The sequence below is a fragment of the Rhizobium sp. BK212 genome (assembly GCF_014197475.1).
Classification (GTDB): domain Bacteria; phylum Pseudomonadota; class Alphaproteobacteria; order Rhizobiales; family Rhizobiaceae; genus Rhizobium; species Rhizobium anhuiense.
On record NZ_JACIFS010000005.1, the window covers coordinates 140,829 to 166,921 of the forward strand.

General features: G+C 61.6%; 18 protein-coding genes and 1 pseudogene. 13 read left to right on the forward strand and 6 right to left on the reverse strand.

The window, feature by feature from the left end; translation table 11 throughout:
• Positions 1 to 4: 4 nt before the first annotated feature.
• Positions 5 to 1,012, reverse strand: a complete 1,008-nt coding sequence (locus tag FHT79_RS18135) for a LacI family DNA-binding transcriptional regulator (RefSeq protein ID WP_029733074.1) — start codon at positions 1,010 to 1,012, stop codon at positions 5 to 7.
• Between the two features lie 206 nt (positions 1,013 to 1,218).
• Here FHT79_RS18135 and FHT79_RS18140 point away from each other — a divergent pair, with 206 nt between their 5' ends.
• The 6 genes from FHT79_RS18140 (at position 1,219) to FHT79_RS18165 (ending at position 8,939) form a co-directional block, all read left to right on the forward strand.
• A complete protein-coding gene (locus FHT79_RS18140) occupies positions 1,219 to 2,541 on the forward strand; it encodes an alpha-L-fucosidase (protein ID WP_183903854.1) in 1,323 nt (440 codons plus the stop codon).
• A 50-nt stretch (positions 2,542 to 2,591) separates the two neighbouring features.
• A complete protein-coding gene (locus tag FHT79_RS18145) occupies positions 2,592 to 3,812 on the forward strand; it encodes a sugar ABC transporter substrate-binding protein (protein WP_183903855.1) in 1,221 nt (406 codons plus the stop codon).
• Positions 3,813 to 3,848: 36 nt separating this feature from the next.
• Positions 3,849 to 4,775, forward strand: coding sequence for a sugar ABC transporter permease (locus FHT79_RS18150; protein WP_127431074.1), 927 nt, complete (start codon positions 3,849 to 3,851; stop codon positions 4,773 to 4,775).
• Positions 4,765 to 5,649, forward strand: coding sequence for a carbohydrate ABC transporter permease (locus FHT79_RS18155; RefSeq protein ID WP_047618844.1), 885 nt, complete (start codon positions 4,765 to 4,767; stop codon positions 5,647 to 5,649). Before FHT79_RS18150 ends, FHT79_RS18155 begins: the two co-directional genes overlap by 11 nt.
• Before the next feature lie 199 nt (positions 5,650 to 5,848).
• Complete coding sequence (locus FHT79_RS18160) at positions 5,849 to 6,778, forward strand: substrate-binding domain-containing protein (RefSeq protein WP_063473577.1); 930 nt, start codon at positions 5,849 to 5,851, stop codon at positions 6,776 to 6,778.
• Positions 6,779 to 6,794: 16 nt separating this feature from the next.
• A complete protein-coding gene (locus tag FHT79_RS18165) occupies positions 6,795 to 8,939 on the forward strand; it encodes a methyl-accepting chemotaxis protein (protein ID WP_097543730.1) in 2,145 nt (714 codons plus the stop codon).
• A gap of 54 nt (positions 8,940 to 8,993) precedes the next feature.
• Here FHT79_RS18165 and FHT79_RS18170 read toward each other — a convergent pair whose 3' ends face one another.
• From FHT79_RS18170 to FHT79_RS18180, 3 genes are all read right to left on the reverse strand, one after another.
• Complete coding sequence (locus FHT79_RS18170) at positions 8,994 to 10,256, reverse strand: DUF3422 domain-containing protein (protein WP_183903856.1); 1,263 nt, start codon at positions 10,254 to 10,256, stop codon at positions 8,994 to 8,996.
• 191 nt (positions 10,257 to 10,447) lie between these two features.
• Entirely contained in the window at positions 10,448 to 11,809 is a 1,362-nt protein-coding gene (locus tag FHT79_RS18175) for an MFS transporter (protein ID WP_183903857.1), read from the reverse strand.
• A 203-nt stretch (positions 11,810 to 12,012) separates the two neighbouring features.
• Positions 12,013 to 13,296: an ABC transporter substrate-binding protein gene (locus FHT79_RS18180; protein WP_183903858.1), complete on the reverse strand. Its 1,284-nt coding sequence runs from the start codon at positions 13,294 to 13,296 to the stop codon at positions 12,013 to 12,015.
• A 191-nt stretch (positions 13,297 to 13,487) separates the two neighbouring features.
• Between FHT79_RS18180 and FHT79_RS18185 the strand changes: the two genes are divergently transcribed.
• From FHT79_RS18185 to FHT79_RS18215, 7 genes and pseudogenes are all read left to right on the forward strand, one after another.
• Positions 13,488 to 16,010 carry a hypothetical protein gene (locus FHT79_RS18185; RefSeq protein WP_183903859.1) on the forward strand — a complete coding sequence of 841 codons (2,523 nt, stop codon included), beginning with the start codon at positions 13,488 to 13,490 and terminating at the stop codon, positions 16,008 to 16,010.
• 17 nt (positions 16,011 to 16,027) lie between these two features.
• Complete coding sequence (locus FHT79_RS18190) at positions 16,028 to 17,122, forward strand: glycoside hydrolase family 88 protein (RefSeq protein WP_029867880.1); 1,095 nt, start codon at positions 16,028 to 16,030, stop codon at positions 17,120 to 17,122.
• Entirely contained in the window at positions 17,119 to 18,483 is a 1,365-nt protein-coding gene (locus tag FHT79_RS18195) for a glycoside hydrolase family 28 protein (RefSeq protein WP_183903860.1), read from the forward strand. Before FHT79_RS18190 ends, FHT79_RS18195 begins: the two co-directional genes overlap by 4 nt.
• A complete protein-coding gene (gene ugpC / locus FHT79_RS18200) occupies positions 18,471 to 19,577 on the forward strand; it encodes a sn-glycerol-3-phosphate ABC transporter ATP-binding protein UgpC (protein WP_063473551.1) in 1,107 nt (368 codons plus the stop codon). Before FHT79_RS18195 ends, ugpC begins: the two co-directional genes overlap by 13 nt.
• A gap of 2 nt (positions 19,578 to 19,579) precedes the next feature.
• Positions 19,580 to 20,575, forward strand: coding sequence for a sugar ABC transporter permease (locus FHT79_RS18205; protein WP_063473552.1), 996 nt, complete (start codon positions 19,580 to 19,582; stop codon positions 20,573 to 20,575).
• 13 nt (positions 20,576 to 20,588) lie between these two features.
• A complete protein-coding gene (locus FHT79_RS18210; RefSeq protein WP_183903974.1) occupies positions 20,589 to 21,635 on the forward strand; it encodes a carbohydrate ABC transporter permease in 1,047 nt (348 codons plus the stop codon).
• A 579-nt stretch (positions 21,636 to 22,214) separates the two neighbouring features.
• Positions 22,215 to 24,135 (forward strand): annotated as a pseudogene (locus FHT79_RS18215) (HAMP domain-containing methyl-accepting chemotaxis protein).
• A 137-nt stretch (positions 24,136 to 24,272) separates the two neighbouring features.
• Here the strand turns inward: FHT79_RS18215 and FHT79_RS18220 are convergent.
• Both FHT79_RS18220 and FHT79_RS18225 read right to left on the reverse strand, forming a co-directional pair.
• The gene (locus FHT79_RS18220; protein WP_348649675.1) at positions 24,273 to 25,322 is read right to left on the reverse strand and encodes a LacI family DNA-binding transcriptional regulator; all 1,050 of its coding nucleotides are present in this window, start codon (positions 25,320 to 25,322) and stop codon (positions 24,273 to 24,275) included.
• A gap of 101 nt (positions 25,323 to 25,423) precedes the next feature.
• Entirely contained in the window at positions 25,424 to 26,056 is a 633-nt protein-coding gene (locus FHT79_RS18225) for a TetR/AcrR family transcriptional regulator (protein WP_047618973.1), read from the reverse strand.
• Positions 26,057 to 26,093 lie beyond the last annotated feature (37 nt).

Here is a 26,093-nt window from a genome sequence, read left to right on the forward strand (position 1 = left end):
GCCCTCACAGCCGCCTGGTCGATTCCCCGCGCACGAATCTCGGCGTCAGGATGAAATCCTCAGGCGGCGCGGCGGCGCCCTCCGGGCTTGCTATTCTTGTCAGCAGACGTTGTGCCGCCAATTCCCCGAGCTTCTGCGCATCCTGCACCACCATGGTGATGCGCGGCGTGATGACATTGCTCCATGGCACGTCGTCGACCATCGCCAGCGACACGTCGTCAGGGCAGCGGAAACCCATCTCCTGCATCACCTGCAGTGCGGCCAGGCCCGTCATGTTGTTGGCGCCGATGATGGCGGTCGGCCGGTCGCGGCGGGTCAGCAGCCGCATCGCCTGCGCATGGCCGCCGGTCCTGGTGTAGCCGCCCTCGACCACCAGCGAAGGATCGATCTCCACACCGGCGCCGGTCATCGTGTTCAGAAAGCCTTTCAGGCGCTCGTCGGCGGTGTGCAGACCGGAAGGCCCGGAGATGAAGCCGATACGCCGGTGGCCGAGTTGCAGCAGATGTTCCGTCAGGATGGTGGTGGTCAGCGGATTGTCGGAGCCGACGAAATCGCGCTCTGCACCCTCCACCTTCTGGTCGAACATCACGATCGGCGTCTTGAAGTCGCGCAGGAACGTGGCGTATTCCTCGCCGCGCCCGTTTGCCGCTAGCGCAATGCCGGCGATCTTCTGCGCCTCCAGCCGCTCCAGCAGTGCCCGCTCGAGGTCGGCCCTGCCGGAGGAGTCGGCGATCAGGACGAAATAGCCGTGATCGAGCGCCTGGTGCTCGATCTCGCGGCGGATGTCGCCGAAGAACATGTTGCCGAGATTGGCCGAAACGAAACCGATCAGCGAGCTGCGTCCGCGCGCCAGCGTCTGGGCCACCGGGTCGATGCGGTAGCCCGTCGAATTTATCGCCTGCTGGATGCGGTCGAGCGTCTCGGCGCCGACCCGCTTCGGGCTGTTGAGCGCGAGCGAGACGGTCGAGATGGAAACCCCCGCAATGCGCGCTACGTCTCGTATCGTGGTCATGTCTGTCGAACCGGTTCTAATGCATTATTATGTCCGATTTTATTGATCGGCGCAACATCCATGCCTCAAACTGGTTATTCCGTAGGGCTTGCATTTCTAAAACTGCGACCGCGAATTTGGCTTGACAGGCGCTGGATCAAGTAAGATTGTTACTCACCGAACCGGTTCGATATGATGTTGAGCCGGAAAGCAGGGAGGAGAAACCTGTGATGAATTCGGAACGCCTGTCGGAAAATCCGGCATCGGAAGGAGCGGGCAAGCACGCCTGGTTCAGCCACGACCGCCTTGGCATGTTCATCCATTGGGGCCTCTATGCCTTGGGAGCCCGGCATGAATGGTTGAAGAACCGCGAAGAGCTGACCGACGACCACTACCAGCGCTATTTCGATAATTTCGATCCTGATCTCTACGACCCCAAGGAATGGGCCCGCCGGGCACGTCTTGCCGGCATGAAATATGTCGTGGTGACGACCAAGCATCACGAGGGTTTCTGCCTCTGGGACAGCAAGGTGACGGATTACAAGGCGACGAACACGCCCTGCGGCAAAGATTTGCTGACGCCGCTGGTCGAAGCCTTTCGCGCCGAAGGACTGAAGATCGGCTTCTATTATTCGCTGCTCGACTGGCACCATCCCGATTTTCCGATCGACGTCCACCATCCCTTGCGCAACCATCCGCAGGCCGAGGCGCTCAATGCTGGCCGCGATATGGCCAACTATGCCGCCTATATGCGCGAACAGGTGCGTGAACTTCTGACCGGTTTCGGCCGCATCGACATCATCTGGTTTGATTTCAGCTATCCCCAGCGCGAATATCGCGGCCTGCCCGGCAAGGGGCGTGCCGATTGGGAGAGCGAGCGCCTGCTCGCACTGGCGCGTGAATTGCAGCCCGGCATCATCGTCAACAACCGCCTCGATCTGCCGCCCGGCAATCTGCCCGACGTGACGACGCCGGAGCAATATACGCCGCGCGTGGCGCCCGCTATCGCCAGCCGGGGGGTGCTCTGGGAAGCCTGCCACACCTTCAGCGGCTCCTGGGGCTATCACCGCGACGAGGATAGCTGGAAAAGCCCGGAACAGATCATCCAATTGCTCATCGATTCCGTCGCGCTCGGCGGCAACCTCCTGATGAATGTCGGCCCGACCGGCCGCGGCACGCTCGATGCGCGCGCCATCGGCGCGCTCGAAATCTACCAGAACTGGATTGAGGTCAACGCACGCTCCATTTATGGGGCCGGGCCATCCGACTATCCGGTGCCGGCCGGCTGCCGCTATACCCAGCGCGGCAACCGCCTCTACCTGCATGTCTATAATTGGCCTTATCGCCACATCCACATCGAAGGCCTCGCCGACAGGATCGCCTATGCGCAATTCCTGCACGACGCCAGCGAAGTGCGCTGGCTGAGCCACACCAAGGATGTGGATTCCAATATCGGCGTGATGGTGCCGGAAGGCATGATCACACTCGAACTGCCGGTCCGGCGCCCGGACGTTACCGTGCCGGTGATCGAGCTCATCCTGAAGGCGTGAGCTCGATCGCACTCGCGTGTCCTTTGCGTTCATGGAGGGAGGAGAAACCCATGACGGTTCTGAAGAAAACGCTTTTGCTTGCCGCAATCGGCAGCAGTCTTTTTGCCACAGCCGCATCGGCCGAACAGGTCAACCTGACCTGGCAGATGTGGACCGGCTCCGAAGCCGACACCAAGGGCTGGCAGCACCTGGCCGACATGGTGACGGCCAAATATCCCGATATCAAGGTGACGCTGACGACGACGGGCTGGGTCGATTACTGGACGCGGCTGCCGGTGTTGGCAGCGTCGGGCCAGCTCGCCGACATCGTTTCCATGCAGTCGTTGCGCATGCCGAATTTCTATTCGCTGCTCGAGCCGCTGAATGACCGAATAGCGGGCGACAAGTTCGACGTCGGAGCCTTTACCCCCTCGATCATCGGCGGGATGTCGGTCGACAAGCAGCTTTACGGTCTGCCCTATGATGTCGGGCCGTGGGTCATCTACTATAACCAGGATGCGCTCGAAGCCGCCGGCATTCCCTTGCCGAAGCCGGGCTGGACGCTGGCCGAGTTTACCGATGCCGCCAAGAAATTGACGAAAGACGGCAAGTACGGCTTCGGCATCACCCCGGTCAACTATTCGGTCCTGGCCTCGGCCTGGGGCGATAAATACGTCAACGACGCCGGAGAGCTCGACCTGACCAATCCTGGCGCTGTTGCCGCTGCCGACAGGCTGATCGGCTTTGCCGCCAAGGATAAGATCGCGCCGCTGGTGCCGCCGAGTGCCGATGTCGGCACGGTCGTCCAGGGCCGGTTCAATTCGGGCAACGTCGCCATGTATATCGATGGCCCCTGGTCGATTATCGGCATGAAGGACCAGGCGAAGTTCAAGATCGGCCTCACCACTCTGCCGCGCGCCGAAGGCGAACTTTCAGCCGTGACCGCGGGCTCCGGTTTCGGCATTGCCACGACAAGCAAAAACAAGGATGCGGCGTGGAAGGCGATCCAGGTGCTGACCAGTCCCGAGGCGCTGCAATATCTCGCCGAACAGGGGCGCGCGCTGCCGGCGCGCACGGCCTCGCAATCCTCCTGGTATAAGGTGGCGGCCAAGGACATCACCAATGGCGGCGAGGCGCTCGATTATTCCCTGGCGCATTCGGTGCCCTATGTGATCACCAACAATTGGGCGGCGGTGGAAAACCTCTTCAACCAGTATTTCCCACCGGCTTTCGCCGGCAGCGCCGATGCCAAGCAGACGATGGAGTCGATCCAGAGCCTCGCGCAGCAATAGGATGGCGCGGCAGGATTGCCGCGCATGGAGGAAGACATGTCGCAAAGCGCCGTCGCCGAAATTCCGTTGCAGCCCGGTCAGCCACGGCGCTTTCTGAAGCCTGAGACGCAGACGGCCATGCTGTTCCTGCTGCCGAGTTTCCTCGGCTTCATGATCTTCATGGCCCTGCCGATCCTGGCGTCGCTGGCGCTCTCCTTCACCAACTGGCAGCTGCTTTCGACGCCGTCCTTCGTCGGCTTTCAGAATTATATCAAGCTGTTCACCGTCGATCCGGCCTTCTACACGATATTGAACAACACGCTGTTCTTCGCCGTCGAGTATCTGGCCGTGAATATCATCGTCTCGCTGACGCTGGCGGTGTGGATATCCAGCCTGAATCACGGCAAGGCGATCTTTCGGGTGATCTTCTTCCTGCCGACCTTCACCCCGACCATTGCCGCCTCGGTGGTTTGGCTCTTGATCTTCACGCCGGACGGGCTCGCCGACAGCGTCATCCGCTCGCTCGGCCTCGGCCTGCCGAATTTCCTGCTGAGTTCGAGCTGGGCGATGCAGGCGGTCGTGATCGTCACGCTCTGGGCCAATGTCGGCTACAACGTCGTGATGTTCAACGCTGCGCTCGATCTGGTGCCGAAGCATTATCTCGAGGCGGCGACGATCGACGGAGCCAATGCCTGGCAGCGCTTCTGGCGCATTCGCCTGCCGCTCATCTCGCCGACCATCTTCTTTGCCACTGTCATGACGGCGATCACCTCGCTGCAGGTCTTCGACGAGATCTTTGCCATGACGCGCGGCGGCCCCGGCTCGGCGACGTCGACACTCGGCTTCGCCATCTACCAGAAGGGCTTCGCCAATTTCCAGATGGGCTATGCCTCAGCTCTTGCCTGGGTGATGTTCGTCATGATCATGGCGCTCACCATCCTGCAGTTCCACATGCAGCGCAAATGGGTGCATTATGACGATTGATCCGAGCTCACGGCACCCACATTCCGTCTCTGCGGATCGCCGCCGCATCTTGCGTGGGATCGGCACCGTCTTGAGCTATGCGGGCCTTTCGCTGGTTGCGCTGCTGTTCCTCTTTCCCTTCTTCTGGATGGTGTCGAACGCGGTGCGCTCGAATGCCGAGGTCATGGCCGTGCCGGTCCGCATCCTCCCCGAGGAATATCATTGGGGCACCTTCGTCGAGGCTTTGGTGTCGCTGCCGTTCGGCACGTTCCTGTTGAATTCCTTCATCGTCGCCTGCGGCGTCACCGCGATCGTGATCGCGGTATCCTGCCTTTCCGCCTATGCGTTCGCACGGCTGCGGTTTCCCGGCCGCGAAGGACTGCTTCTGACCTTTCTCAGCACGCTGATGATCCCCCAGGTGATGCTGGTCATCCCGCTCTTCCTTCTCGTCAGCAAGCTCGGCTGGATCAACACCTATCACGGCATGATCCTGCCGGTCGCCTTCTCGTCCTTCGGCACCTTCCTGCTGCGCCAGTTCATCCTCGGCATTCCCAAGGATCTCGACGAGGCGGCGATGATGGACGGGGCCTCGCGCCTGCGCATCCTGGTCAGGATCATCGTTCCGCTTGCCATGCCGGCCATCGGTCTCCTGGCGCTCTTCACCTTCATCGCGCAGTGGAAGAGTTTTCTCTGGCCGCTGATCGCTACCAGCGGCCTCGAAAAAGCCACGCTGCCACTCGGCCTCACTCTGTTTCAGACGCAGCAGGGCACCGCCTGGAACTATATCATGGCGGGTGCGACGATCTCCATGCTGCCGGGCGTCGTGCTCGCCATCGTGCTGCAGAGGGTGATCTACAAAGGCATCAGCGTCGGCTCCGGCTTCGGCGGGCGCTGATGTCTATAAGTACAAGGACTTAAGCGCATTGCGTCAAGTTCGATGCGATGTCCTTGAAGTCCGGCCGATTGCCGCCGAAGAACGCGCTGCTCGCGTTGCAAGATCATATCCCCTGCTTAACGTTTGTTTCCGGTCGAAAAGTAAAATTTAACCAAAATTTGAAATAACGCAGTTGTATCCGAATTGCGCAGGGGAATTCATGAAAACGGCCACGCTTGCATCCATCGCTCTGGCGATATCGGTCTCTGTTGCCAATGCGCAGACGATCGCGGTTTCGATGACCAATCTCGACAAATTCAGAGAGATGCTTCTGAACGGCGTCGTCTCGCACGGGAAGACGATATCAGGCCTCAAGCTCGTCACCGCGAATGCCAAGGGCGACAACGAACTGCAGAAGAAGCAGGTTCAGCAGTTCGTCGCCGACAAGGTCGATGCCATTATCATGATGCTGTCTGATGGCGATCTCGGGCCGCAAATGACCAAGATCGCAGCGGATGCCGGCATTCCGCTGATCTACATCAACACGACGCCCTCCAATCTTTTAGACTTGCCGGACAATCAGGTCGTCGTCGCCTCCGATGAGAAAGACTCCGGTACGCTCGAGACGAAGCAGGTATGCTCTCTCCTCAAGGGCAAGGGCCGCGTCGTCGTGCTGATGGGGGAGGTCTTCCATGTGGCTGCCCGCACCCGCACCCAGGACATCACCGATGTCATTGCGACGCCGGAATGCAAAGGCCTCGAGATCGTCGAGCGGCAGGCGGCCTATTGGTCACGCGATTATGCCGATCAGCAGATGCAGGAATGGCTGGCGGCCGGCGTCAAGTTCGATGCGGTTATCGCCAATAATGACGAGATGGCGCTTGGTGCGATCCGCGCCATGAAGAGGGCCAATATCCCGATGAAGGACGTCGTCGTCGGCGGCGTCGACGCGACCGACGACGCGCTCGCCGCGATGGTGGCCGGCGATCTCGACGTCACCATTCTCCAGAGCGCCGTCGGGCAGGGCGCTGCCGCTGTCGACGCCGCCGTGAAGCTGATCAACAAAGAGAAGGTGCCGCGCGAAAACAACGTTCCCTTCGAACTCGTCACACCTGAAAACATTGCCGCCTATCTGCCGAAGAGCCAGTAAGCATAAGAGGACTATCATGTTGCATTTCTGGAATAAATTCGGCATTCGCGCGCAGATCACCTCCGGCTTCGTGCCGCTGATCCTGTTGATGAGCCTGCTCACGGTCAGCGCCATCTCGGGCATGAACGGCCTCGCCGCGATCTTCGCATCCTATCGCGTCACGGCCGGTCAAAGTCTCGCCATCTCGGACTACAGCGAGCAGTTGAACGAAATTCAGATGTCGGCCGAAGCGTTCCGCTCGACGCCGACACAAGCCGTGGTCGACAGCTTTCGCGCCGGCGTGAAGGCCTTCGAGGCGGATGATCCGCGTTTTGCCGGCAACAAGGACCTGCAGTCCGGCCTTGCGGCGATCCGTCAGGAGATCACCGCCTATGGCAAGGCTTTCGAACAGATCGTTTCCCTCCAGGCCCGGCGCGACATGCTGATTTCCAAGGTCACCGAATTCGGCCCTTGGACCAGCATCGCGCTCAACGACGTCGTGCGAAGCGCCTGGCGGCAGAACGACGTGGCCCTGCTGCAGATGACGGCGGCGACGCTGGAGGCCCTGAACCGCAGCCTCTATTTCTCCGAACGCTTCGTGCATTCCGATGATTTCGCCGCCTATGATACGGCGCAGGCAGCACTCGCCGAAGCCGTGGCGCTCAACGATGCCGCCGCCAAGGCCGCAAAGAACGAGCTGCAGAAGAAGCGCCTGATGGGCGCCGGCCAGCTCATGCAGAACTATACCGCCCGTCTCGGCGACATGAAGGAGGTGCTGCAGGCTGCCGGCAATATCCGCCAGACGCAGCTGAACGTGCTGGCGCCGAAGATATCAGGCGAGTTCAAGAATCTGCAGGCGGCAGTGACCGGCGCGCAGAAGAACCTCGACGGTTCGGTCGACGCAACGGTTGCCTCCGCGACCAGCACGACGCTGGTTATCAGCGGTCTACTGATCGTCATCGGCCTAGTGCTTTCCTATTTCGTCGGCCGGCTGATTTCCTCGGCGGTGCGCAACATGGCCCAGTCGATGGAACAGCTTGCCCGCGGCGAGGAAGGGATCGTCATCACCGGCGTCGAGCATCGCCACGAATTGGGCGCCATGGCCCGGTCGCTGAAGGTCTTCCAGGAGACAGGCCGCGCCAAACTGATCGCCGAGGCCAATGCCGAACGCGCGCGCCTCGCTGCCGAAGAGGAACGGCTCCGTCAGGAGGCCGAGCGGCTCTCCGACGCGCAGGTGATGGAACATGCCTTCCGCCAGATCTCCGTCGGGCTGGACGCATTGTCGAAGGGCGATCTCACCGTCCGCGTCGGCGAAGTCGATCATCGCTACGTCAGGATCCGGGATCATTTCAACAACTCGGTTGCGAGCCTCGAAGAGGCGGTGGATTCCGTCATTCGCGCGGTCGCCACCATTCGGTCCGGCCTTGCGGAAATCTCCACGGCGTCCAACGATCTCGCCCGCCGCACCGAGCAGCAGGCAGCGTCCCTGGAAGAAACGGTGGCGGCGCTGGGTGACGTGACCCGTGGCGTCAACGGAACGGCGGAGGGCGCAAGCCGCGCCCAGGGTGTCGTGGCAACCGCCCGCACCAATGCCGAAAAGGGCGGCGAGATCGTTGCCCGCGCCATCGACGCGATGACGGAAATTCAAAATTCATCGTCGAAGATCGGCAACATCATCAGCGTCATCGATGAGATCGCCTTCCAGACCAACCTGCTGGCGCTGAACGCCGGCGTGGAAGCGGCGCGTGCCGGCGAGGCCGGCAAGGGCTTCGCCGTCGTCGCTCAGGAAGTCCGCGAGCTCGCCCAGCGCTCCGCCAACGCGGCAAGGGAGATCAAGCAGTTGATCTCCACTTCCTCGGCGCAGGTCAAGACAGGCGTCCAGCTGGTGGGTGAATCCGGCCTGTCGCTCGAACAGATCGTCGAGCAGGTCACCGCCATGAATGCGACCGTGGCCGAGATCGCCGTTGCCGCCCGCGAGCAGGCGACGAGCCTGCGCGAGGTGTCGGCCGCCGGCGACCAGATGGACAAGGTGACGCAGCAGAACGCCGCGATGGTTGAAGAGACCACGGCGGCCGCCCAGAGCCTGACGCATGAAACCGAAAGCCTTGCCGAATTGCTGCGGCGCTTCAGGACGAGCAGCGGCCGGGCATCGGAGCATCGGCACTACGCCTTGGCATCCTGACCTTCCATCGATGCACGAAAGTAAGCGCCGCCGCCCGAAAGGGCGGCGGTCGCGTCAGTGGTTGTCGGATGCCGGACCGTGCGGTGCGCCGGCAATGCTCTTGCGAACGTGACGGACCGCCGTCCAGACGGCAAAGAGCACGAGCGGGATGGCGCCGAGTACGGCGAGCTTCGCCACATGCGGATCGACACCCAGTTCGGAAATGCTTTCCAGGCAGATCTTCGCCAGCCCGACGGTGTAGTAGGTGATGGCGATGACGGAGAAGCCTTCGACCGCCTGCTGGATATGCACCTGGATGCGCGCCCGCTCTTCCATCGACGTCAGCAACGACGCGTTCTGATCCTCGAGCTGGACCTGCACGGTCGTCCTGAGAAGGTCTCCAGCCAGGCTCACGCGTTCGGCGAGTTCGTCGAGCCGGCGCTCGGCGGCTTCGACCGAGCGGACGGCCGGTTGAAAGCGCCGGTCGATGAAAGTGCCGAGCCTCTGGCGCTGCTCGACGCGTGCCTCGCGAAGCTCCGACACTCTGCTCGCGACAATTTCGGCATAGGCTTTCGTCGCTCCGAAGCGGTGGCGGGCCAGCGCCGAGAAGTTGAGAACATCCGACGAGAGCCTGGTCACCTCGGAAAGCAGCGCCTTGTCGACCTTGATCGCACTCTGCATATGCGCGATCAGCAAGTCGAGGCGCCGGTCGAAGACGGAGAGCTTCGAGACCGTCTCGCGCGCCATCGGCAATGCCAGCAGCGCCATCATCCGGTATGTCTCGATCTCCAGGAAACGCCTGACCATGCGGCCGGTGCGATAGGCGTTGAGGTTGCGGTTGAAGAACAGGAATTCGACGAAACCGCTGTCGGTCAGCCGGAAGTTCGAATGCACTTCCGCATCGCCGCCGCCGACCTGAGAGGCGACATAGTCGAGTTTCGGTTTTTCCGGACGCTGTCCGTCCTTCTCGTCCCGCACCAGCACCCGAACGGCTGCAATGATCTTTCCGTCGATCTGGCGGCAGCAGGCCTGAAAGGCTTCCGGCGGCTGGCTGCCGGGTTCGGCCGATGCCGGAACGACGAAGGTCAGCGTCAGGAACTCGGTATGGGCCTCCCACTTCAGCCGGCCGTCGCCGAAACGGCCGATGCCGTGGTTACCCTCGCGAGTCGTGGAGACATCTTCCAGCCCCGGCAGCGAGACTGGGATTGAAGGAGGAGCATTCTCGCCGACGATGGCGACGTGCCAGACATCGGTGTCGCCGTCGAAATAAAGCGACGGCCGCGCGTGCAGCTCGTTGTGAAGTTCCCTTCGCAGCGGATGCTCGGAGCCCATCGGCATGGAAATGCACCTCTATACGGTAGGCAGTCGCTGGGTCGCCGGACGTAACCGGGTTGCCGGCACTTGTGAATTAACGGACCCGCAGGCTGGCGCAGACCGACAACGCCTATAGCCTCTCGCGGGGCTCGTGTCACGAGACCTTCGCCGGCGGATGCGGAGGCTGCGCATGACCGCGACATCCGGCCGCGCGTTCAAAGCAAGCGCCAGGCGATAAAGCTTCCAAGCAGCTGCGCGCTGCCGCCCGCCGTCATCGCGACGATGAAGGCAGCTTCCGCCCCCCCCAGGAAGGCGAAGATCGCCCCGAGCAAAGCGACGCCTATCGTCGCCCCGACCATGCGGGCAACATTGATCAGGGCGCTTGCCGTGCCGGCGCGATCGGCGGTGACGGTCGAAACCGCAACCGCCGTCAGAGGCCCCGTCGCCATGCCCATCCCGATCCCGGTCAGCAACAATCCGATCTCTTCGGCGATGAGCCAGTCGGCCAGAAAGGATGAGCCGAGCAGGAGGTTGCCCAAACCCATCAGCGCCAGTCCAGCAGATATGGTGCGGTTCTTCCCAAGGTGTTCCGAAATCGAGCCGGAGAAGGGTGAGATCGCGATGAAGCTGAGAGCCATCGGCAGCAGCGACAGTCCGACCTCCACCGAGGCCAGGCGTCCGAGGCCGAGGGAGGCGAGCGGAAAAAGAAAAAGCGTGCCGTACATGCCGAAAGTCATTGCGGCCGTTCCGGCCATGGCACCGCGGAACTGCCTGCCCGAAAACATCGAGATCGGAACCAGAGCCTTCTGCTCCAGGCGCTTCTCGACGATGATGAAAAGCAGCAGAAGCAGCGCGCCGGCGATTGCCATGAGTGCCATCCATAAGGGCGGCAGATGCGATGATTCGATTGCGGCGAGGGTCAACACGGTGAGAGATACGATCCCCAGCAATTGCCCCGGCATGTCGAAGGACCGGCCTTGCCGATCGGCACTTTCCGGAACGAAAAACCGTGCTGCCGCCGCCGCGATCAGCGCGATGGGAATGACGACGAAGAAGACGGATCGCCAGCCGAAATCACGGATGAGGAGGCCGCCGAGGCTCGGACCGATCGCCAGCGACATTCCATTGCAGCCGGCCCAGATTCCGAGCGCCCGGGCACGGACCTTCTCATCCCGGTAGATGACCCGGATCAGCGAAAGAGAAGCGGGCAGGAGGAGGGCAGAGCCGAAGCCGGTCAGGGCCCTCGCCGCAATGAGGACCGCGATGGTCGAGGCGAAAGCGCAGCCAAGGCTCGCCAGGGCAAAAACAGCGCAGCCGATCACGAACATCAGGCGCCGGCCGTAAAGATCGGCGAACAGGCCGCCGCTGATGAGAAGTGCGGCGTAAACGAGATTGTAGGCGTCGACGACCCACTGCAGCTCGGTGACGGAGGCCCTGAGATCGAGCCCTATCGGCTGAACCGCCAGATTGACGACCGATGTATCGACCTGCGCTACGATCACGCCGAGGCAAAGAATGGCGAGAGCGGCCGGCTTCAACTGCGAGTAAGCTTGGGTGCCTTGTTCGATTGAGTGCATGACGCTGCCTTTCCAGTACGGCGCCGTGCGTCTTTTCAGACGCGCAAGGGACGCTGCAACACTTTGAAGGCAGACGTAGCGTGGTTCAGGCCGTCGACAATTCGAAACTGGTCGAAGTGTCCGTAGGGAAAATGAAAAGCCACGGCCCTGTTGCGAGGCCGTGGCTGCTGCATGCGCATTTTGCGGGACAACGCGTGACCGGGTTACTTGGCGGCGAGCGCCCCGTTGACCTTGTCGACGTCGGCCCTCATGGCCTTGAAGGTCTCGTCGAGGGAAAGCTCGCCGACGATCAACTGGCTCATCCTCTGGACGATCAGCTGATAGATGGCGGAGGATCCCTTGAGACGTTCCAGGTCCCAGGCTGCCTGCGGCACGCTATTGCGGCTTCCGAGGAAGACGGCCATGGCGTCCTTAGCATTCTTGCTCTCGAGCTTGTATTGCGGGTCCTTGATGTCGGCGCCCGTCAGGATGACGTAGTTTTCGGCGATTTCACGCTGGACCTTTTCGGAGCCGAGGAACTCGATGAACGCCGCCACGGCTTCCGGATACTTGGTGCGCTTGAAGCCGACGATCGCGGTGCCGCCCGGCATCGCATAGCAGCCGGCATCGCCGCAGGGGGCGCTGATCGCCGTCCAATCGAAGGCGTCGCCGATCTTCTTCTGGAACGGATTGACCATCCAGTTGCCGGCGAGATAGGTCACGACGTTGCCGTTGACGAATTCGTCGCCCATGTTCTTGTACTGGGTTCCGCCGGCAGCGCCCCACATTTCCTTGGGGAAGGAGCCGTCCTTCGTCCAGCCGTAGAGATCCGTGACATAACGCTTGGCGGCATCGTCGGGGAAGAAGAACTTGCCGTCCTTGACGTAGTTCGATCCGTAGGAGAATGCCGCGCCGGAGAAGCGATGGCCCGAGCGATCCATCGTGAAGGGGATCTGGGCGCCGGTCGCCTTGGCGACGCGCGCCGAGGCTTCGACGATGTCCTTCAGCGTGGCGGTGGGCTTCGGAAGCGGTTCGCCGGCCTGTTCGAAGAGCGTCTTGTTGACGAAGGGCAGGTTGAAGGTCTGCGAGGCGATATAGCCGTTGATCGACTTCGGATCGTTGACGCCGGGGAAGCGAAGCGTGTTCAGGCTGTCGCCGTGCAGCTTGGCAAAGCCGTCCGGGTCTTTCATGTAGGGACGCATGTCGAGGTAGTAGGGCGCAAGCTGCCAGTCGGTGATCTTGGCGATGTCAGGACCTTCGCCGACGGCGAGCTGCACCGGCAGCTGCTTGGCGACCGCATCATAGCCCGACGAGACGAAGTTGACCTTGACGTCGGGATGCGCCGTCTCGAATTCCTTGCTCAGCGCTTCCATCCGCTCGACGTAAGCCTGGTCGTCGTCGGTAAACAGAAAGGTGATCGTCTTGGTTTCCGCCATGGCCGCGCCGGCCCATGCGAAAGAAACGGTAGCCAGCGCCAGTGCGAGGGCTCCTGAGAGATAGGTTTTCATTTTCATCCTCCCATGAAAACATTTTCATCAATCGCGGCGTCAGCCATCGATAAATGAATTTCATATACTTGACATTCGTCCCGTCAAGCTATTTTCTGAGGCAATAGCGATGTTTTTGAGCATTTTTCAAAAACGACGCGCCCAAATGACCTAATGAAAATATTTTCATAGGATTGCGGAGGAGGCGGTCTGTGAAAACGGAATGCATCAAGCGGCCGGACGATATGGCGCCAGCATATGGCGTGGCCGCGGGCCAGACGGTAACGGCATGGGCGGTATCCGGCCTCATCGCCAGCTATTTTCCGGGCGAGCCGGCGTCGGCCGAAGACCGCGTAAACTATCGTTTCATCAACGGTTTCGTCGATGTCGGCGACCTGCCTTGCCGCAAAGCCTTCTGGTCCACCATGGTGGGGCGGCCGCTCTCGCCCGACACGTCCTGGCCGACCGAGAGCCTCTATCTTCCCGGTTCGAACCGCCGCGTCGAGTTCACCGGCTTCTGGCATGTGCCGACGCATCTCAGGCGATGGCTGAAGGGCACGTTCAGGACCGAGACGGCGCGAACGCTCAATCTCAGACTGAAGACCTGCGGCGGCGTTCGCATATGGGTCAACGGACAGGAGGCGGTGCGCTTCGAACCCTTCAAGCGTAATGTCGAGAGCGCAACCGACATCAGGCTGACGCTCGAAGCCGGCGACAACCACATTCTCGTTCACACCGAAGACCTGGCCGAGCGCGACACGACGTGGTTTTTCGAGCTAGAGCTGCTGGATGAGGAGCCGCTCTGCGTGCTGTTGCCGGTATCACTGGACCAGGATGAGGTTCGCGAGCTGGAAGCCCTTGTGCGCGGCGTTCGCCCGGCCCGCGACGTCTTCGTCAACCAGCCGCTGGAGATCATCTTCGACACGGCGCCGGAGCGCGACCTGCCTGTAGAGCTCAAGGTCATCGGCCATGGTCACGAGCGGCCCGTTCTCGCGCATTCGAAACTGACCCTGCGTGCTCATCAGGACCGTCTGGTCGCCGAGAATGTCTCTGGCATCGCAGATGGTTATCACGGCATCCACATGACGATCGGTTCCGGTACGGGCTCGGTCACCCGCGTCATCGATGCCGCCTTCATGAGCTGCATTTCGCCGTTGCCGGCCGAGACATCGCTTTCTGCCCGCAAGCGGCAGGCGCTGGAATACAGCGCCCGCTTCGGCGCCAACCGCGTCGGGCGTCTCATTGCGATGATGGAAACCGGTCACCACGACCAGGAAAGCTTCGACCGCATCATCGACGCAACGCTCGTCTCCATCGATGCGCGGGAGGATTGCTCGGATTTCATCATGGTGCCGCTGTTGTGGCTGTTCGGCGCCTATGCCGACCGGATGCCGGCGGCGGTGGTCGATCGCATCCGGCATTCCGTTCTCTCTTATCGTTACTGGGTCGACGAGCCGGGCAACGATGCGATGTGGTTCTGGAGCGAGAACCACGTGCTCTGCTTTCATACGAGCCAGCTGCTGGCCGGACTTCTTCTGCCCGACGAGGTGTTTTCAACCTCGGGCAGGACGGGCCGGCAGCAGGCGGAACTTGGCCGCGCGCGCCTCGCGCGCTGGTTCGACAGCGTCGAAGCCCACGGATTGGCGGAGTGGAACTCGGCGGCCTATTACCCGATCGACTTCATCGGCCTGCTGGCGCTGGAGCGCTGGGCCGAGACGGCGATTTCGGAGCGCGCCCGCGGCCAGATCGATCTCATCTTCCGCATGATCGCCCTTCACACGCTCGCAGGCGTTCCGGCCGGATCGCAGGGCCGCGCCTACGACAAGGAACTGCGCGCCGGCCCGCTGACAGAGCTTGCACCTTTCGCCCAGGTCGCCTTCGGAACCGGCTGGCTGAACAATGGCGTGGCGGCATTGACCATGTTCTGCGCCGGCGGCTACGAGCCGCCGGCCGATCTCGCCGAGCTTGCGTCGCTTGCCAGGACCAGAAGCGTCGAGGCGCGTTACAGCCAGGGGCTCGAGAGCGGAAAACTCGTGCTGTTCAAAAACGAGGCGGCGCAGCTTTCGACCGTCGTCGATCACAAGACCGGCCAGAAGGGCCATCAGCAGCATGTGCTCGACATCCGGCTCGCCGGCCACCCCATGGCGAGGCTCTGGGTCAACCATCCCGGCGAGGACGATCCCTGGGGCAATCAGAGGCCGTCCTATTGGGCCGGCAACGGCATTCTGCCGCGCGTTGCCCAGCATCGTGACGTTGCCCTGCTGATCGAGGACACAAGCGATGCGCGGCACGCATGGACGCATGCCTATATCGGTCGCGACGGCCTGGACGATCTTATCACCGAAGACAAGTGGCTGATTGCGCGATCGGGCAGGGGATTTGCCGCCCTCTGGGCGTCGAACGGCCTGGAGCTGATCACCGACGGCCCGACCGCCGGGCGCGAGGCGCGCTCCTACGGGCCGCTTTGCGGCTGGGCGGCCGTCGTCGGATGCGGCAGCGGCGATGCCTTCAAGGCGTTCATCGAACGCCTGTGCCAGACGACGGTTTCCTTCGATCCCGGGCTTCGGCGGCTCGCATTGACGCCGCCGGGCGGCCCGGCGCTCTGCCTGTCCTATGCCGACGGTCTTTCGATCGCCGGCAAGGCGAGGCCGTTCACGCACGATCAGCCACACCCGATCCTCACCCACGACAGTGCAGCCTCCGGCGCCGGCACTGACGGGCCGTTCTACTCCTGAAACATAGGTCTCCAAGCATGAACACAACATCTGTCGATAACGCCGCTCTCCTGACGACGATCGATCGCGTTGCAACGGCTTTCAGCCGGCTCAAGGGCATCAAGGAAGGTCTCGTGACCGGAAATTCCGCCTCGGGAATCCAGTTCGACGAATGGGACTGGGAAGTCGGCGTCGGTCTTTACGGCTTCCTGCGGCGCGCCATTGCCACCGATGACCAGAAAGCGCTGCAGGAGCTTGTTGCCTGGTATGCCGGCCAGATCGAACGCGGCCTGCCGCCGCGCCAGATCAACAGTACGGCGCCGATGCTGCCGCTTGCGATCCTCGTCCAGCATGTCGACCGGCCCGATTTTCGGGCTCTTGTCGAGGACTGGGCCGAATGGCTCGTCAAGGAATTGCCGAAGACCGAAGACGGCGGCTTTCAGCACGTCGTCAAGGAGCGCCTCAACGACGGCGAATTGTGGGACGACACGCTTTTCATGGCCTGCCTGTTTCTCGCCCGGGCCGGCGTGCTCTGCGAACGCAGCGACTGGATCGACGAGGCCGTCTATCAGTTCGTGATCCACACCCGCTACCTCTCCGATCCGGTCAGCGGCCTCTGGTATCACGGCTGGACCTTCAACGGGCGGCACAATTTCGCCAATGCCTTCTGGGCGCGCGGCAATGCCTGGATCACCGTCGCCATCCCCGAACTCTTCGATCTCGTTCCGACACTCGGCGAAAAGGACCGGCGTTTTCTGTCGAACGTCCTCGTCAGCCAGGTGCGCTCGCTGAAGGAATGCCAGCGGCCGGACGGGATGTTCACGACGCTTCTGGACGACCCGTCCTCGCCGCTGGAAACCTCGGCCACGGCAGGCATTGCCTATGGCATATTGCGCGCCGTCGATGCCGGCATTCTCGACGATAGCGACAAGGCCTACGCGGAGCGGGCGCTTGCGGCAGTGCTGGCGCAGATCGACGAGGAAGGTGTGGTCCACGGCGTCTCGGACGGCACGCCGATGGGGCATGACCTCGATTTCTACAGGCGTATCCCGAACGTGCCGACGCCTTACGGCCAGGCGCTGACCATGCTGCTGCTGACGGAAGTCGTCCTCGAGAACGGCGATCGCCAATGAGCCCCGTGTCTCTTGTCGCGATCGAGCCGGCGGAGGGCGACGATACGGTCCGCCTGCAGGCGGCCATCGACGGTCTGTCGGCTTCGGGTGGCGGACGCGTGGCGCTCATGGCCGGCATCCATGTCTGCCGGGGGCTCCAGCTCAAGTCCGGTGTCGACCTTCATCTCGCCGCCGGCGCGATCCTGCGTCCCGTTGCGGATTACGAGGCCTATGCGCATACGAGTGTTTCGGTGATCGCCGAAAAGTCGGACCGCGGCATGATCGTCGCTAGGGATGCACGGCGGATCAGCCTGACGGGGGCGGGGCGCATCGAAGCCGGTTGCGACAGCTTCATTGTGGGAGATGACGAGACCGTCGGAACCTTCATTCCGGCCGAGTTTCGTCCGCGCGTCGTCGTCTTCGAGGGCTGCGACGAGGTCGAGATCAGCTCTGTCCATATTAGCCGCTCGCCGATGTGGACGTTGCATTTCGTCAACTGCACCGATGTCGTCGTCAGGAACGTAACCATCGACAACGACCGCCGCCTTCCCAACACGGATGGTATCGTGCTGGATGCCTGCCGCGGCGCCGTGATCGAGGACTGCCGGATATCGACGGCCGACGACGGCGTATGCCTGAAGACGAGCATCGGCCCCGATCGTGTCGCCATCGGACGATGCGAAAACATTCTTGTGCGCCGCTGCTCCGTTCAGAGCCTCAGCTGTGCGCTGAAGATCGGCACGGAAACCCATGGCGACGTCACCAACGTCGTGTTCGAGGATTGCAACGTCTCATCCTCCAACAGGGCGCTCGGCATATTTTCCCGCGATGGCGGCCGGATATCGAATGTGAGGTTTTCGCGAATTGCGGTGGAATGCCGCGAGACCCCCGATGGTTTCTGGGGCTCAGGCGAGGCGCTGACCGTCAATGTGGTTGACCGCATCGCGGAGCGCACGGCAGGCGCCATCGAAAATCTCATCGTCGAGGACATCACCGGCCGGATGGAGGGGGCGATCACGGTCATTTCGACCTCGTCGGCCGGCATCCGGAACGCATCACTGGCGCGTATCGCCATCGACCAGCAGCCCGGGCAACTCGGCACGGCGCGGTCCTACGACCTGCGCCCGACGAACGCCGACCTGTCCCCGAAAGCCGATGGCGGCGGCCGCGCCAATGCCTGGACCCGCGGGTCGGACGGGCGGGTGATCGGCCTTGAGAATTATCCGGGAGGAATGCCGGCCGTCTACGTGGCTGATGTCACCGGGATCTTGATGAACGAGGTGCGGATCACAAGACCGACACCGCTGCCGCAAGGCTGGAACAAAAACGACGCCGTCTTCGAAACGGCGGCACCTGATGGGAGTGGGGCATGGCAGAACTGAAGCTTTCCAACGTCAACAAGTCGTATGGCTCTGTCAAAGTCCTGCATGACGTCGAGCTCGATATCAAGGACGGCGAGTTCGTCGTCTTCGTCGGTCCGTCGGGATGCGGCAAGTCGACCCTGTTGCGGGTCATCGCCGGTCTCGAAGAGGTGACGACGGGCGCAATCGCGATCGGGAGCCGCGACGTCAGCGCGCTCTCGCCGGCCGAGCGCAAGATCGCGATGGTCTTCCAGTCCTATGCGCTCTATCCGCATATGAGCGTTCGCAAGAACCTCGCTTTCGGCCTGGAGAACCTGAAGTTCAAGCGCGCCGAGATCGAGGCGCGGATTGCCGAAGCCGCCAGGATGCTGGCGATCGAACCCTACCTGGACCGGCGTCCGAAGCAGCTTTCGGGCGGCCAGCGTCAGCGCGTGGCGATCGGCAGGGCCATCGTGCGCGAACCGGACATTTTCCTCTTCGACGAGCCGCTGTCGAATCTCGACGCCGCCTTGCGCGTCCAGACCCGCGCCGAGATCACCAAGCTCCACCGCGACATCAAGACGACGATGATCTATGTCACCCATGACCAGGTCGAGGCGATGACGATGGCCGACAAGATCGTCGTGCTGCGCGCCGGGCGGGTCGAGCAGGTCGGCGCGCCGCTGGACCTGTTCGATAGCCCACGCAATCTGTTCGTCGCCGGCTTCCTCGGTTCGCCGCGCATGAACATCATCAAGGGCAAGGTATCAGGCATCGGCGAAAACGGCGTCGCGATCGATGTCGGCAACGGCGGCAAAATCGTCAGCGATGTCGATCCTGCGGGGATTGCGGTCGGGCAGGCCGTTCTCGCCGGCATCCGGCCCGCGCATTTTTCACGCTCCAGCGAGCAAGGTCTGCCGTTCATCGTCCAGTATCACGAGGGCCTCGGCACAGAAACCTATGTCTACGGCAACCTTGCAGGCCAGGATGAGCAGATCATCATTCATGAGGCCGGCCATTTCGCGCCGGCGCCGGGTGATCACATCCTGATCGACGCCGCCCCGGGACGGGTTCACCTGTTCGATCCCGAAAGTGGTCTGGCTTTTGCCCGGCGGCCCGGACAGGGGAGGCGCTGAACATGGCGGCGCTCAAGGCAGGTGCATTGCTGTCGCAGGCAGGCGAAACGGCGATGCGGGTGGTCGAAGCCCCGATGAATGTGGTCGAGCGCATCTTCGGCCGCAAACGCATGCCATGGCTGTTCCTGGCGCCGAACCTCGTTCTGTTCGCCATTTTCACGTTCCTTCCGATCGCGATCGCGATCGGTTACGCCTTCACCGGCGGCACGAACCTTTTCGTCTCGGAGCGGCCCTTCGTCGGCCTGGATAATTTCCGCACACTGCTTTCCTGCGGCAATTATCTGCAGCCGGGAACCTGCCAGGAATCGCTGTTCTGGACGGCTGTGTGGAACACGCTCTGGTTCGTGGCCCTCAATGTCGTCGCCACCTTGCTGGTGGCGCTGATCACGGCACTGATCCTTAATCGGGCGATTGTCGCGCGCGGCTTCTTCCGGGCGATGTTTTTCTATCCCGTTCTGCTGTCTCCCGTCGTCATCGGCCTCATCTGGAAATGGTTCCTCGATCGCAACGGGCTCCTGAACGCCTTCTTCCAGATGATCGGTGTTCCCCCCGAGATCTTCCTGCTCGACGTCGGCTGGTCACGCTTCTTCGTCGTCGTGGTCTCGGTCTGGTTTCACATGGGTTTTTATACCCTCATCCTGCTCGCCGGCCTTCAGGCTATTCCGAAGGAGCTTTACGAGGCTGCCTCCATCGATGCTGCTTCACCGCGCCGCACGCTTTTCAGGATCACGCTTCCCCTGCTGGCCCCGAATCTCTTGGTCGTGTTCATTCTTTTGATGATCAAATCGGTCCAGATCTTCGACGAGGCCTGGGTTTTGACCAATGGCGGCGGTCCCGGCACGGCCAATAGCTTCATCGTCCAATATATCTACCAGATGGCATTCGGCAGCGATCTCCGTCTCTTCGGTCTTGCATCCGCCGCATCGGTTCTGATGGGGCTGGTCCTTCTGGTTCTCACCCTCATACAGCTGCGCATCGGCAAGCGAATGGAGTCCTGAGATGAACAGCCGTATGAATCCGATCAGTTTTCTCACGCGCACCCGCCGGGCCGGACGCATCGATATAACCGACATATTGTCATGGGTCTGGCTGATCGGCGGAACCTTCGTGGTGCTGGTTCCCGTCCTCTGGGCGGGCCTCTCCTCGCTGAAGCCGGCGGCCGAAATTACCCGGTTTCCACCGACCCTGCTTCCCCGGGCCGCCGTGGAGCAGACCGTACCCGGCTTCGACAAGCCGCTCAGCCTCTGGCAGGTCACCGTTGACGGCCAACTGCGCGAAATGGCCATGGTTCGGCGCATCGGCCTCAAGGCCCAGATGGTCGACCCCGCAAATCCGGGACAGCCCGTCAGCGTCGACGTGAAGGGGCTGACGCCGGTGCAGAAGCTGACGGTCGCCACGGAGAATTATACCGATCCGCTGACGCGCTTCAACTTTCTGACCTTCCTCAAGAATTCAGTGTTCGTCACCTTCGTCGCAACGTTGCTGACGCTGATCGTCAATGCGATGGCGGCCTTTGCCCTGTCGAAATACAAATTTGCAGGCGACACCGCGGTCTTCGTCATCATCATTTCAACCCTGATGATCCCGCTCGCCGTCGTCATGGTGCCGGCCTATCTCGTTATCGTCGGGGTCGGGCTCGCCGATAATCTCTGGGGCGTCATCCTGCCGACGGTCGCCTCTCCGACCGCCGTCTTCCTGCTGCGGCAATATATGCTGACCATACCCGATGAGCTGATAGAGGCAGCGCGCGTCGATGCGGCGAGCGAATTCTGCATCTTCTGGCGTATCATCCTGCCGCTGACGGCGCCTGCGCTGGCGGTGCTGGCGATCTTTTCCGTGCTTTGGCGCTGGAACGATTTCCTCTGGCCGCTCATCGTCCTCAACAGCCGCGAGAATTTCACGCTGCAGGTTGGTCTGAACGCGTTCCAGGGGGAGTTCTCGGTGCAGTGGCACTATATCCTGGCGATGACGTTCCTCAGCCTGCTGCCTGTCACCGTCGTTTTCCTGTTCCTGCAGAAATACATCACCACCGGCATTGCCGGAACGGGGATGAAGTGAACGAGCCCGGCGCATAGCCCGAAATCGGGTCGAGACGGGAGGCTTCCTCCCAAGCGTTGCAAACCGCATTCCCGTCTCGCTGCTCCAACTGAAGCGCGCCGCATCGATGCTGATCGATGGGGCGCGCTTCCGCTTTGTCTTTGCGCATGACTTGCGAGGCTGATGCCTATTTTCTGAGCGAAATTTATGAGGTGGAACTGTGCAATTTGCGCGCCTTTATCCGAAGGGCGCAAAATAGCGAGTGCGGCGGGCAACGCTATAATATCGTTTACACCATCTTAATTTCCACATGCAATTTCTTGCATAGGCGGAAATAACAACAAGATCGGCTATGAAGGTCGAAAATAATTCTGTCATTTTCCTGAAAGCTATAAGTATAGTTCTCGGATTACTGGGGGCGGTAGCGCTTTGCATTGGCAGAGCCCCGAGGATTGTCATTCGGATATTCCTGAACGGTCGTTATTATTTCGGTGCGCCGAATAGGGCGCTTCTGCCTGGCTGTTCTGAACGTCGGAATGCGAAGCAAATACGATTTTGGATTTCAGTCAAATTCCAAGACACATCAGGCTGGAACAATACATGATCTCTCTGAATTCTCTCAAAATAGGCCCGAAACTGCTGGGATTGACGGCTTTCACCGTCATCGTCGGGGTCAGCGTCAGCGTCTACGTCTCCACCAAACTGCGGTCGATCGACGACACCTACAGCACACTCCTCGATATCGATGCGACCGGCACTAACAAGCTCGCGGAAATCAACGGCAATTCCGACTCGATCGGGCGCCTTCTCTATCGTCTCATTGCAGAACAGAACCAGGACACCAAGAAAAAGTCTGCAGGTGAACTGACGCAGTCATTTGATGAAACCTTCGCATTCATCGATACGGCGGTAAGCCTCTATCCAAGCCAAAAGGTGAGATTTGAGACGTTGAAATCGGATTTGCGCGCATTGCAGGAAACCGCGCCGCCCATCGTGAACGCGTCAATTACGGGTGACAATGCCACCGCTCTAAAGCTGGCAATTGACAGCTTCAAACCTGCCAGATTGAAATTCGACGCCGGCGCGGGCGAACTCTATGCCTGGGCAAAAACGGAATTGAAACGGAAGAACGATGCTGCAAGCGCCGTGACGAACCAGACGATCGCCACGAGCTATATCGTGCTTCTAATCGCCGCGCTGGTTTCTCTGACTGTTGCGACCGTTTTCAGCCTTGGACAGATCGTTCGGCCGATCCGCCGGCTGACCGAAACGATGAGTGCCATCGCCGGGGGCAATCTCGCCCTCGAAATTCCCGGAGCCGATCGCGGCGACGAGATCGGTGCAATGTCGGCAGCCGTCGCAGTGTTTCGCGCCAATGGATTGGCCAACAAGCGGCTGGAGGAAGAGGCCGCGGCCAACCGCAACATGTCAGAGGAGGAGCGTCGCCTGAAGGCCGAAGCGGACAGGCTGCGTGCTGAGCAGATGGCGCAGGCGACCACAGGCCTTGCAGACGGCTTGAAACACCTCGCCGGCGGAGATCTCGGCTTCCAACTCACCCAGTCCTTCGCGCCGGATTTCGAAAGCCTGAGGGCGGATTTCAACGCAGCCGTCGCGCAGCTTGAACAGACGCTGCGGGCGGTCGCGCAATCGACGGGCCAGATCGACAGCGGCACGCGCGAGATCAGCATCAGCACCCAGGATCTTGCCAAGCGTACCGAGCAGCAGGCCGCCTCGCTTGAGGAGACCGCAGCCGCCCTCGACCAGATCACGGCGAATGTGTCGAACTCCTCGAAACGCGCAGAGGAAGCCCGCACCGTCGCGGTGCAGGCCAATGCCAGCGCCGTTCAGTCCGGCAAGGTCGTCGCTGACGCGGTCCATGCCATGCAGAAGATCGAGCAGTCGTCGAACCAGGTTTCCAACATCATCGGCGTGATTGACGAAATCGCCTTCCAGACCAACCTTCTCGCCCTGAATGCCGGCGTGGAAGCGGCGCGCGCCGGTGATGCCGGCAAGGGCTTTGCCGTCGTCGCCCAGGAAGTGCGTGAGCTTGCCCAGCGCTCGGCGCAAGCCGCCAAGGAGATCAAGGATCTTATCCGCAACTCTTCCGTCGAGGTGGAAAGCGGCGTCAAGCTCGTCAGCGAAACCGGCGTGGCGCTGAAGACGATCGAGGACTATATCGTCACGGTCAACCAGCACATGGATGCGATCGCCACATCGGCGAAGGAACAGTCCCTCGGGCTCTCGGAGGTCAATACCGCCGTCAACCAGATGGACCAGGTGACGCAGCAGAACGCGGCGATGGAGCAACGCGGCGAGCGCCACGCTTGCCACCGAGGCCGGCCGCCTTCGCGACCTGATCGGCCGGTTCCAGCTGGGCGAGACCGGCGCATCGCAGGCCGCCGCCCTACGCAAGACCGCATCGACCATGGCAGCGTCGGCCCGTAACCCGAACTTCAGCGCCAGCCGCCCCGTCGCGCGCGGTAACACGGCCCTAAAGCAGGACGAATGGGCCGAATTTTGAGATAGCCACCGAAGACGGGTCGGGATTTCCGACGCGTCCGCTTTAAACAGGAGTGGTTCAGGCTCGATCGCCTGAGCCGCTCCAATTTCGTCTTATGCAAATGTTGGGGATTCGGCGGAATCCTCAGGGCTAAACATCTAGCGCGGCGGCGCGACGCTACCCCTCAGGACGAGATGGCATCCGAGTTCCAGGCGATGGGCCGGCCGTTGCGGGTCGTTGGCGATCAGCCGCTGTTCGATGAGCGCCAAAGCGGCAGCACCGAGCCTGTCGGTGGGAACGCTGATCGTCGAAAGCGGCGGACGGCTGAATTCGCCAGGGACGATGTCGTCGAAGCCCAAGACTGAGATCGCTTCGGGCACGCGGATGTCGCGATCGGCCAGGGCCTTCAGGCAGCCGAGCGCCAGATTGTCGGCGGCGCAGAAGACGGCAGTCGCCCCTTTCATCGTGGGATCGCGGTCGAGCAGCGCGTTGATGGCAGCCTCGCCGTGCCTCGGCTCATATCCTTTGGCGTCGACGATCATATCCTCCGGCACGGGAAGCTGGGCGGCGAGATAGGCATCGGAAAAGCCGTCATACCGGCGCTGGATCGTCGTGCGGCCCTTCCAGGTCAGGTGCAGGATGCGGCGATGCCCGAGCCCCAGCAGGTGCTCGATGCCGAGCCGCGCGCCGAAGCGGTTTTCGGGCGTGACCGTATCGACCAGCATGGCCGGATCTTCACCGTTGACGAGGACGACGGGCATATCGGGGAAGGCGAGGCTTCGGATCAGTTCCGGCTGATCGTCGTTCAGGATCACGATGCCGTCGGCGCGCTCAGTGAGCGCGATCTGCCTGACCTGAGCGCCGTCGATGCGCCGGCCGGTGCTGACGAAAGGCACGATCCTGATGCCGCGGCGTTCGCACTCCCGTCGAAGACCGTTGAGGATCGTCCAGCTCACCAGGTTGAGGTCGCTCTGCGGCGCGGCGTCGTCGGGAATGGCAAGCAGCAGAACGCGCAAGGCCGCGATCGTCGCCTTCTTCCTGCGGCGGTCGAGGTAACCCAGGCGTTTGGCCGAATCGAGAACCCTCTCGCGCACCTCGATCGTCAGCGGCGCGGTTCCGTTCAGCGCGTGCGACGCCGTGCTCAGCGACACGTCGGCATCGCGCGCGACATCCTTGAGATTGACTTTGCGTTCCACTTTTTCCGTCACGAATTGAGGTCATGCCTTCGAAGGCATCGCTAACTCGATGTTTTCACATAAAAACTTGAAAAAAGCTATGCGCTTTGCGCGGTATTTTCGTCATTCTGAGATCAGTGAGGCTTGGCCAGCAGGCCATGCAGCAGCAGGTCGAAATAGGCCCGCAGGAAGGCCTCCTTGTTGGGAGGTGGCTCGCGGCGGTCGTCGAATATCAGCCTGAGAACCGTCGTCGTCAGGATGGGTGCGACCACGATGTCGGAGAATTCCACCGGAATTGCACGAAACTCCCCCGACGCCACGCCCTCCAGAATGAGGCCGTCGACCTTGGCGATGATCGGCGCAATGAACTCATCATGGTGGCGGTCGATCAGATCGGGAAACCGCTGTCCTTCGGAAATGACGAGCCGCGTCAACTCGCGGGTCGTGCGATCCTCGGCAATTTGCTCGTAAAGCAGGCCGAGAATGGAAAGCAGCCTGTCGGTAGCGCTGCCGCTGAGGCCCTCGGCCGTCTCCAGCAACTCCTGAAACGGCACGGAGAAATGGTGGATCATCGCTTCGAAAAGCTTCTCCTTCGTCTCGAAGTAGACATAGACCGTGCCTTTGGTGACGTTTACCCTTTCGGCGATGTCTTCGACGCGCGTACCCGAAAAACCGCTTCTGACGAATTCTTCGAAGGCCGCATCCAGGATCTGGATGGGCCGCAGCGCTTTCTGTTCCGCGCGTGTGAGTTTCTTCGGAGTTGTCATTTTTTTCCTTGCCTCCCGTGTCGTGCGCGCCTCGTCC

Bases quoted from the DNA above. Each gene is read 5' to 3' on its own strand.
- FHT79_RS18135 (WP_029733074.1), bottom strand. From the start codon at position 1,012: ATGACCACGATACGAGACGTAGCGCGCATTGCGGGGGTTTCCATCTCG.
- FHT79_RS18145 (WP_183903855.1), top strand. From the start codon at position 2,592: ATGACGGTTCTGAAGAAAACGCTTTTGCTTGCCGCAATCGGCAGCAGT.
- FHT79_RS18150 (WP_127431074.1), top strand. From the start codon at position 3,849: ATGTCGCAAAGCGCCGTCGCCGAAATTCCGTTGCAGCCCGGTCAGCCA.
- FHT79_RS18155 (WP_047618844.1), top strand. From the start codon at position 4,765: ATGACGATTGATCCGAGCTCACGGCACCCACATTCCGTCTCTGCGGAT.
- FHT79_RS18160 (WP_063473577.1), top strand. From the start codon at position 5,849: ATGAAAACGGCCACGCTTGCATCCATCGCTCTGGCGATATCGGTCTCT.
- FHT79_RS18165 (WP_097543730.1), top strand. From the start codon at position 6,795: ATGTTGCATTTCTGGAATAAATTCGGCATTCGCGCGCAGATCACCTCC.
- FHT79_RS18170 (WP_183903856.1), bottom strand. From the start codon at position 10,256: ATGCCGATGGGCTCCGAGCATCCGCTGCGAAGGGAACTTCACAACGAG.
- FHT79_RS18175 (WP_183903857.1), bottom strand. From the start codon at position 11,809: ATGCACTCAATCGAACAAGGCACCCAAGCTTACTCGCAGTTGAAGCCG.
- FHT79_RS18180 (WP_183903858.1), bottom strand. From the start codon at position 13,296: ATGAAAACCTATCTCTCAGGAGCCCTCGCACTGGCGCTGGCTACCGTT.
- FHT79_RS18190 (WP_029867880.1), top strand. From the start codon at position 16,028: ATGAACACAACATCTGTCGATAACGCCGCTCTCCTGACGACGATCGAT.
- FHT79_RS18195 (WP_183903860.1), top strand. From the start codon at position 17,119: ATGAGCCCCGTGTCTCTTGTCGCGATCGAGCCGGCGGAGGGCGACGAT.
- ugpC (WP_063473551.1), top strand. From the start codon at position 18,471: ATGGCAGAACTGAAGCTTTCCAACGTCAACAAGTCGTATGGCTCTGTC.
- FHT79_RS18205 (WP_063473552.1), top strand. From the start codon at position 19,580: ATGGCGGCGCTCAAGGCAGGTGCATTGCTGTCGCAGGCAGGCGAAACG.
- FHT79_RS18210 (WP_183903974.1), top strand. From the start codon at position 20,589: ATGAATCCGATCAGTTTTCTCACGCGCACCCGCCGGGCCGGACGCATC.
- FHT79_RS18225 (WP_047618973.1), bottom strand. From the start codon at position 26,056: ATGACAACTCCGAAGAAACTCACACGCGCGGAACAGAAAGCGCTGCGG.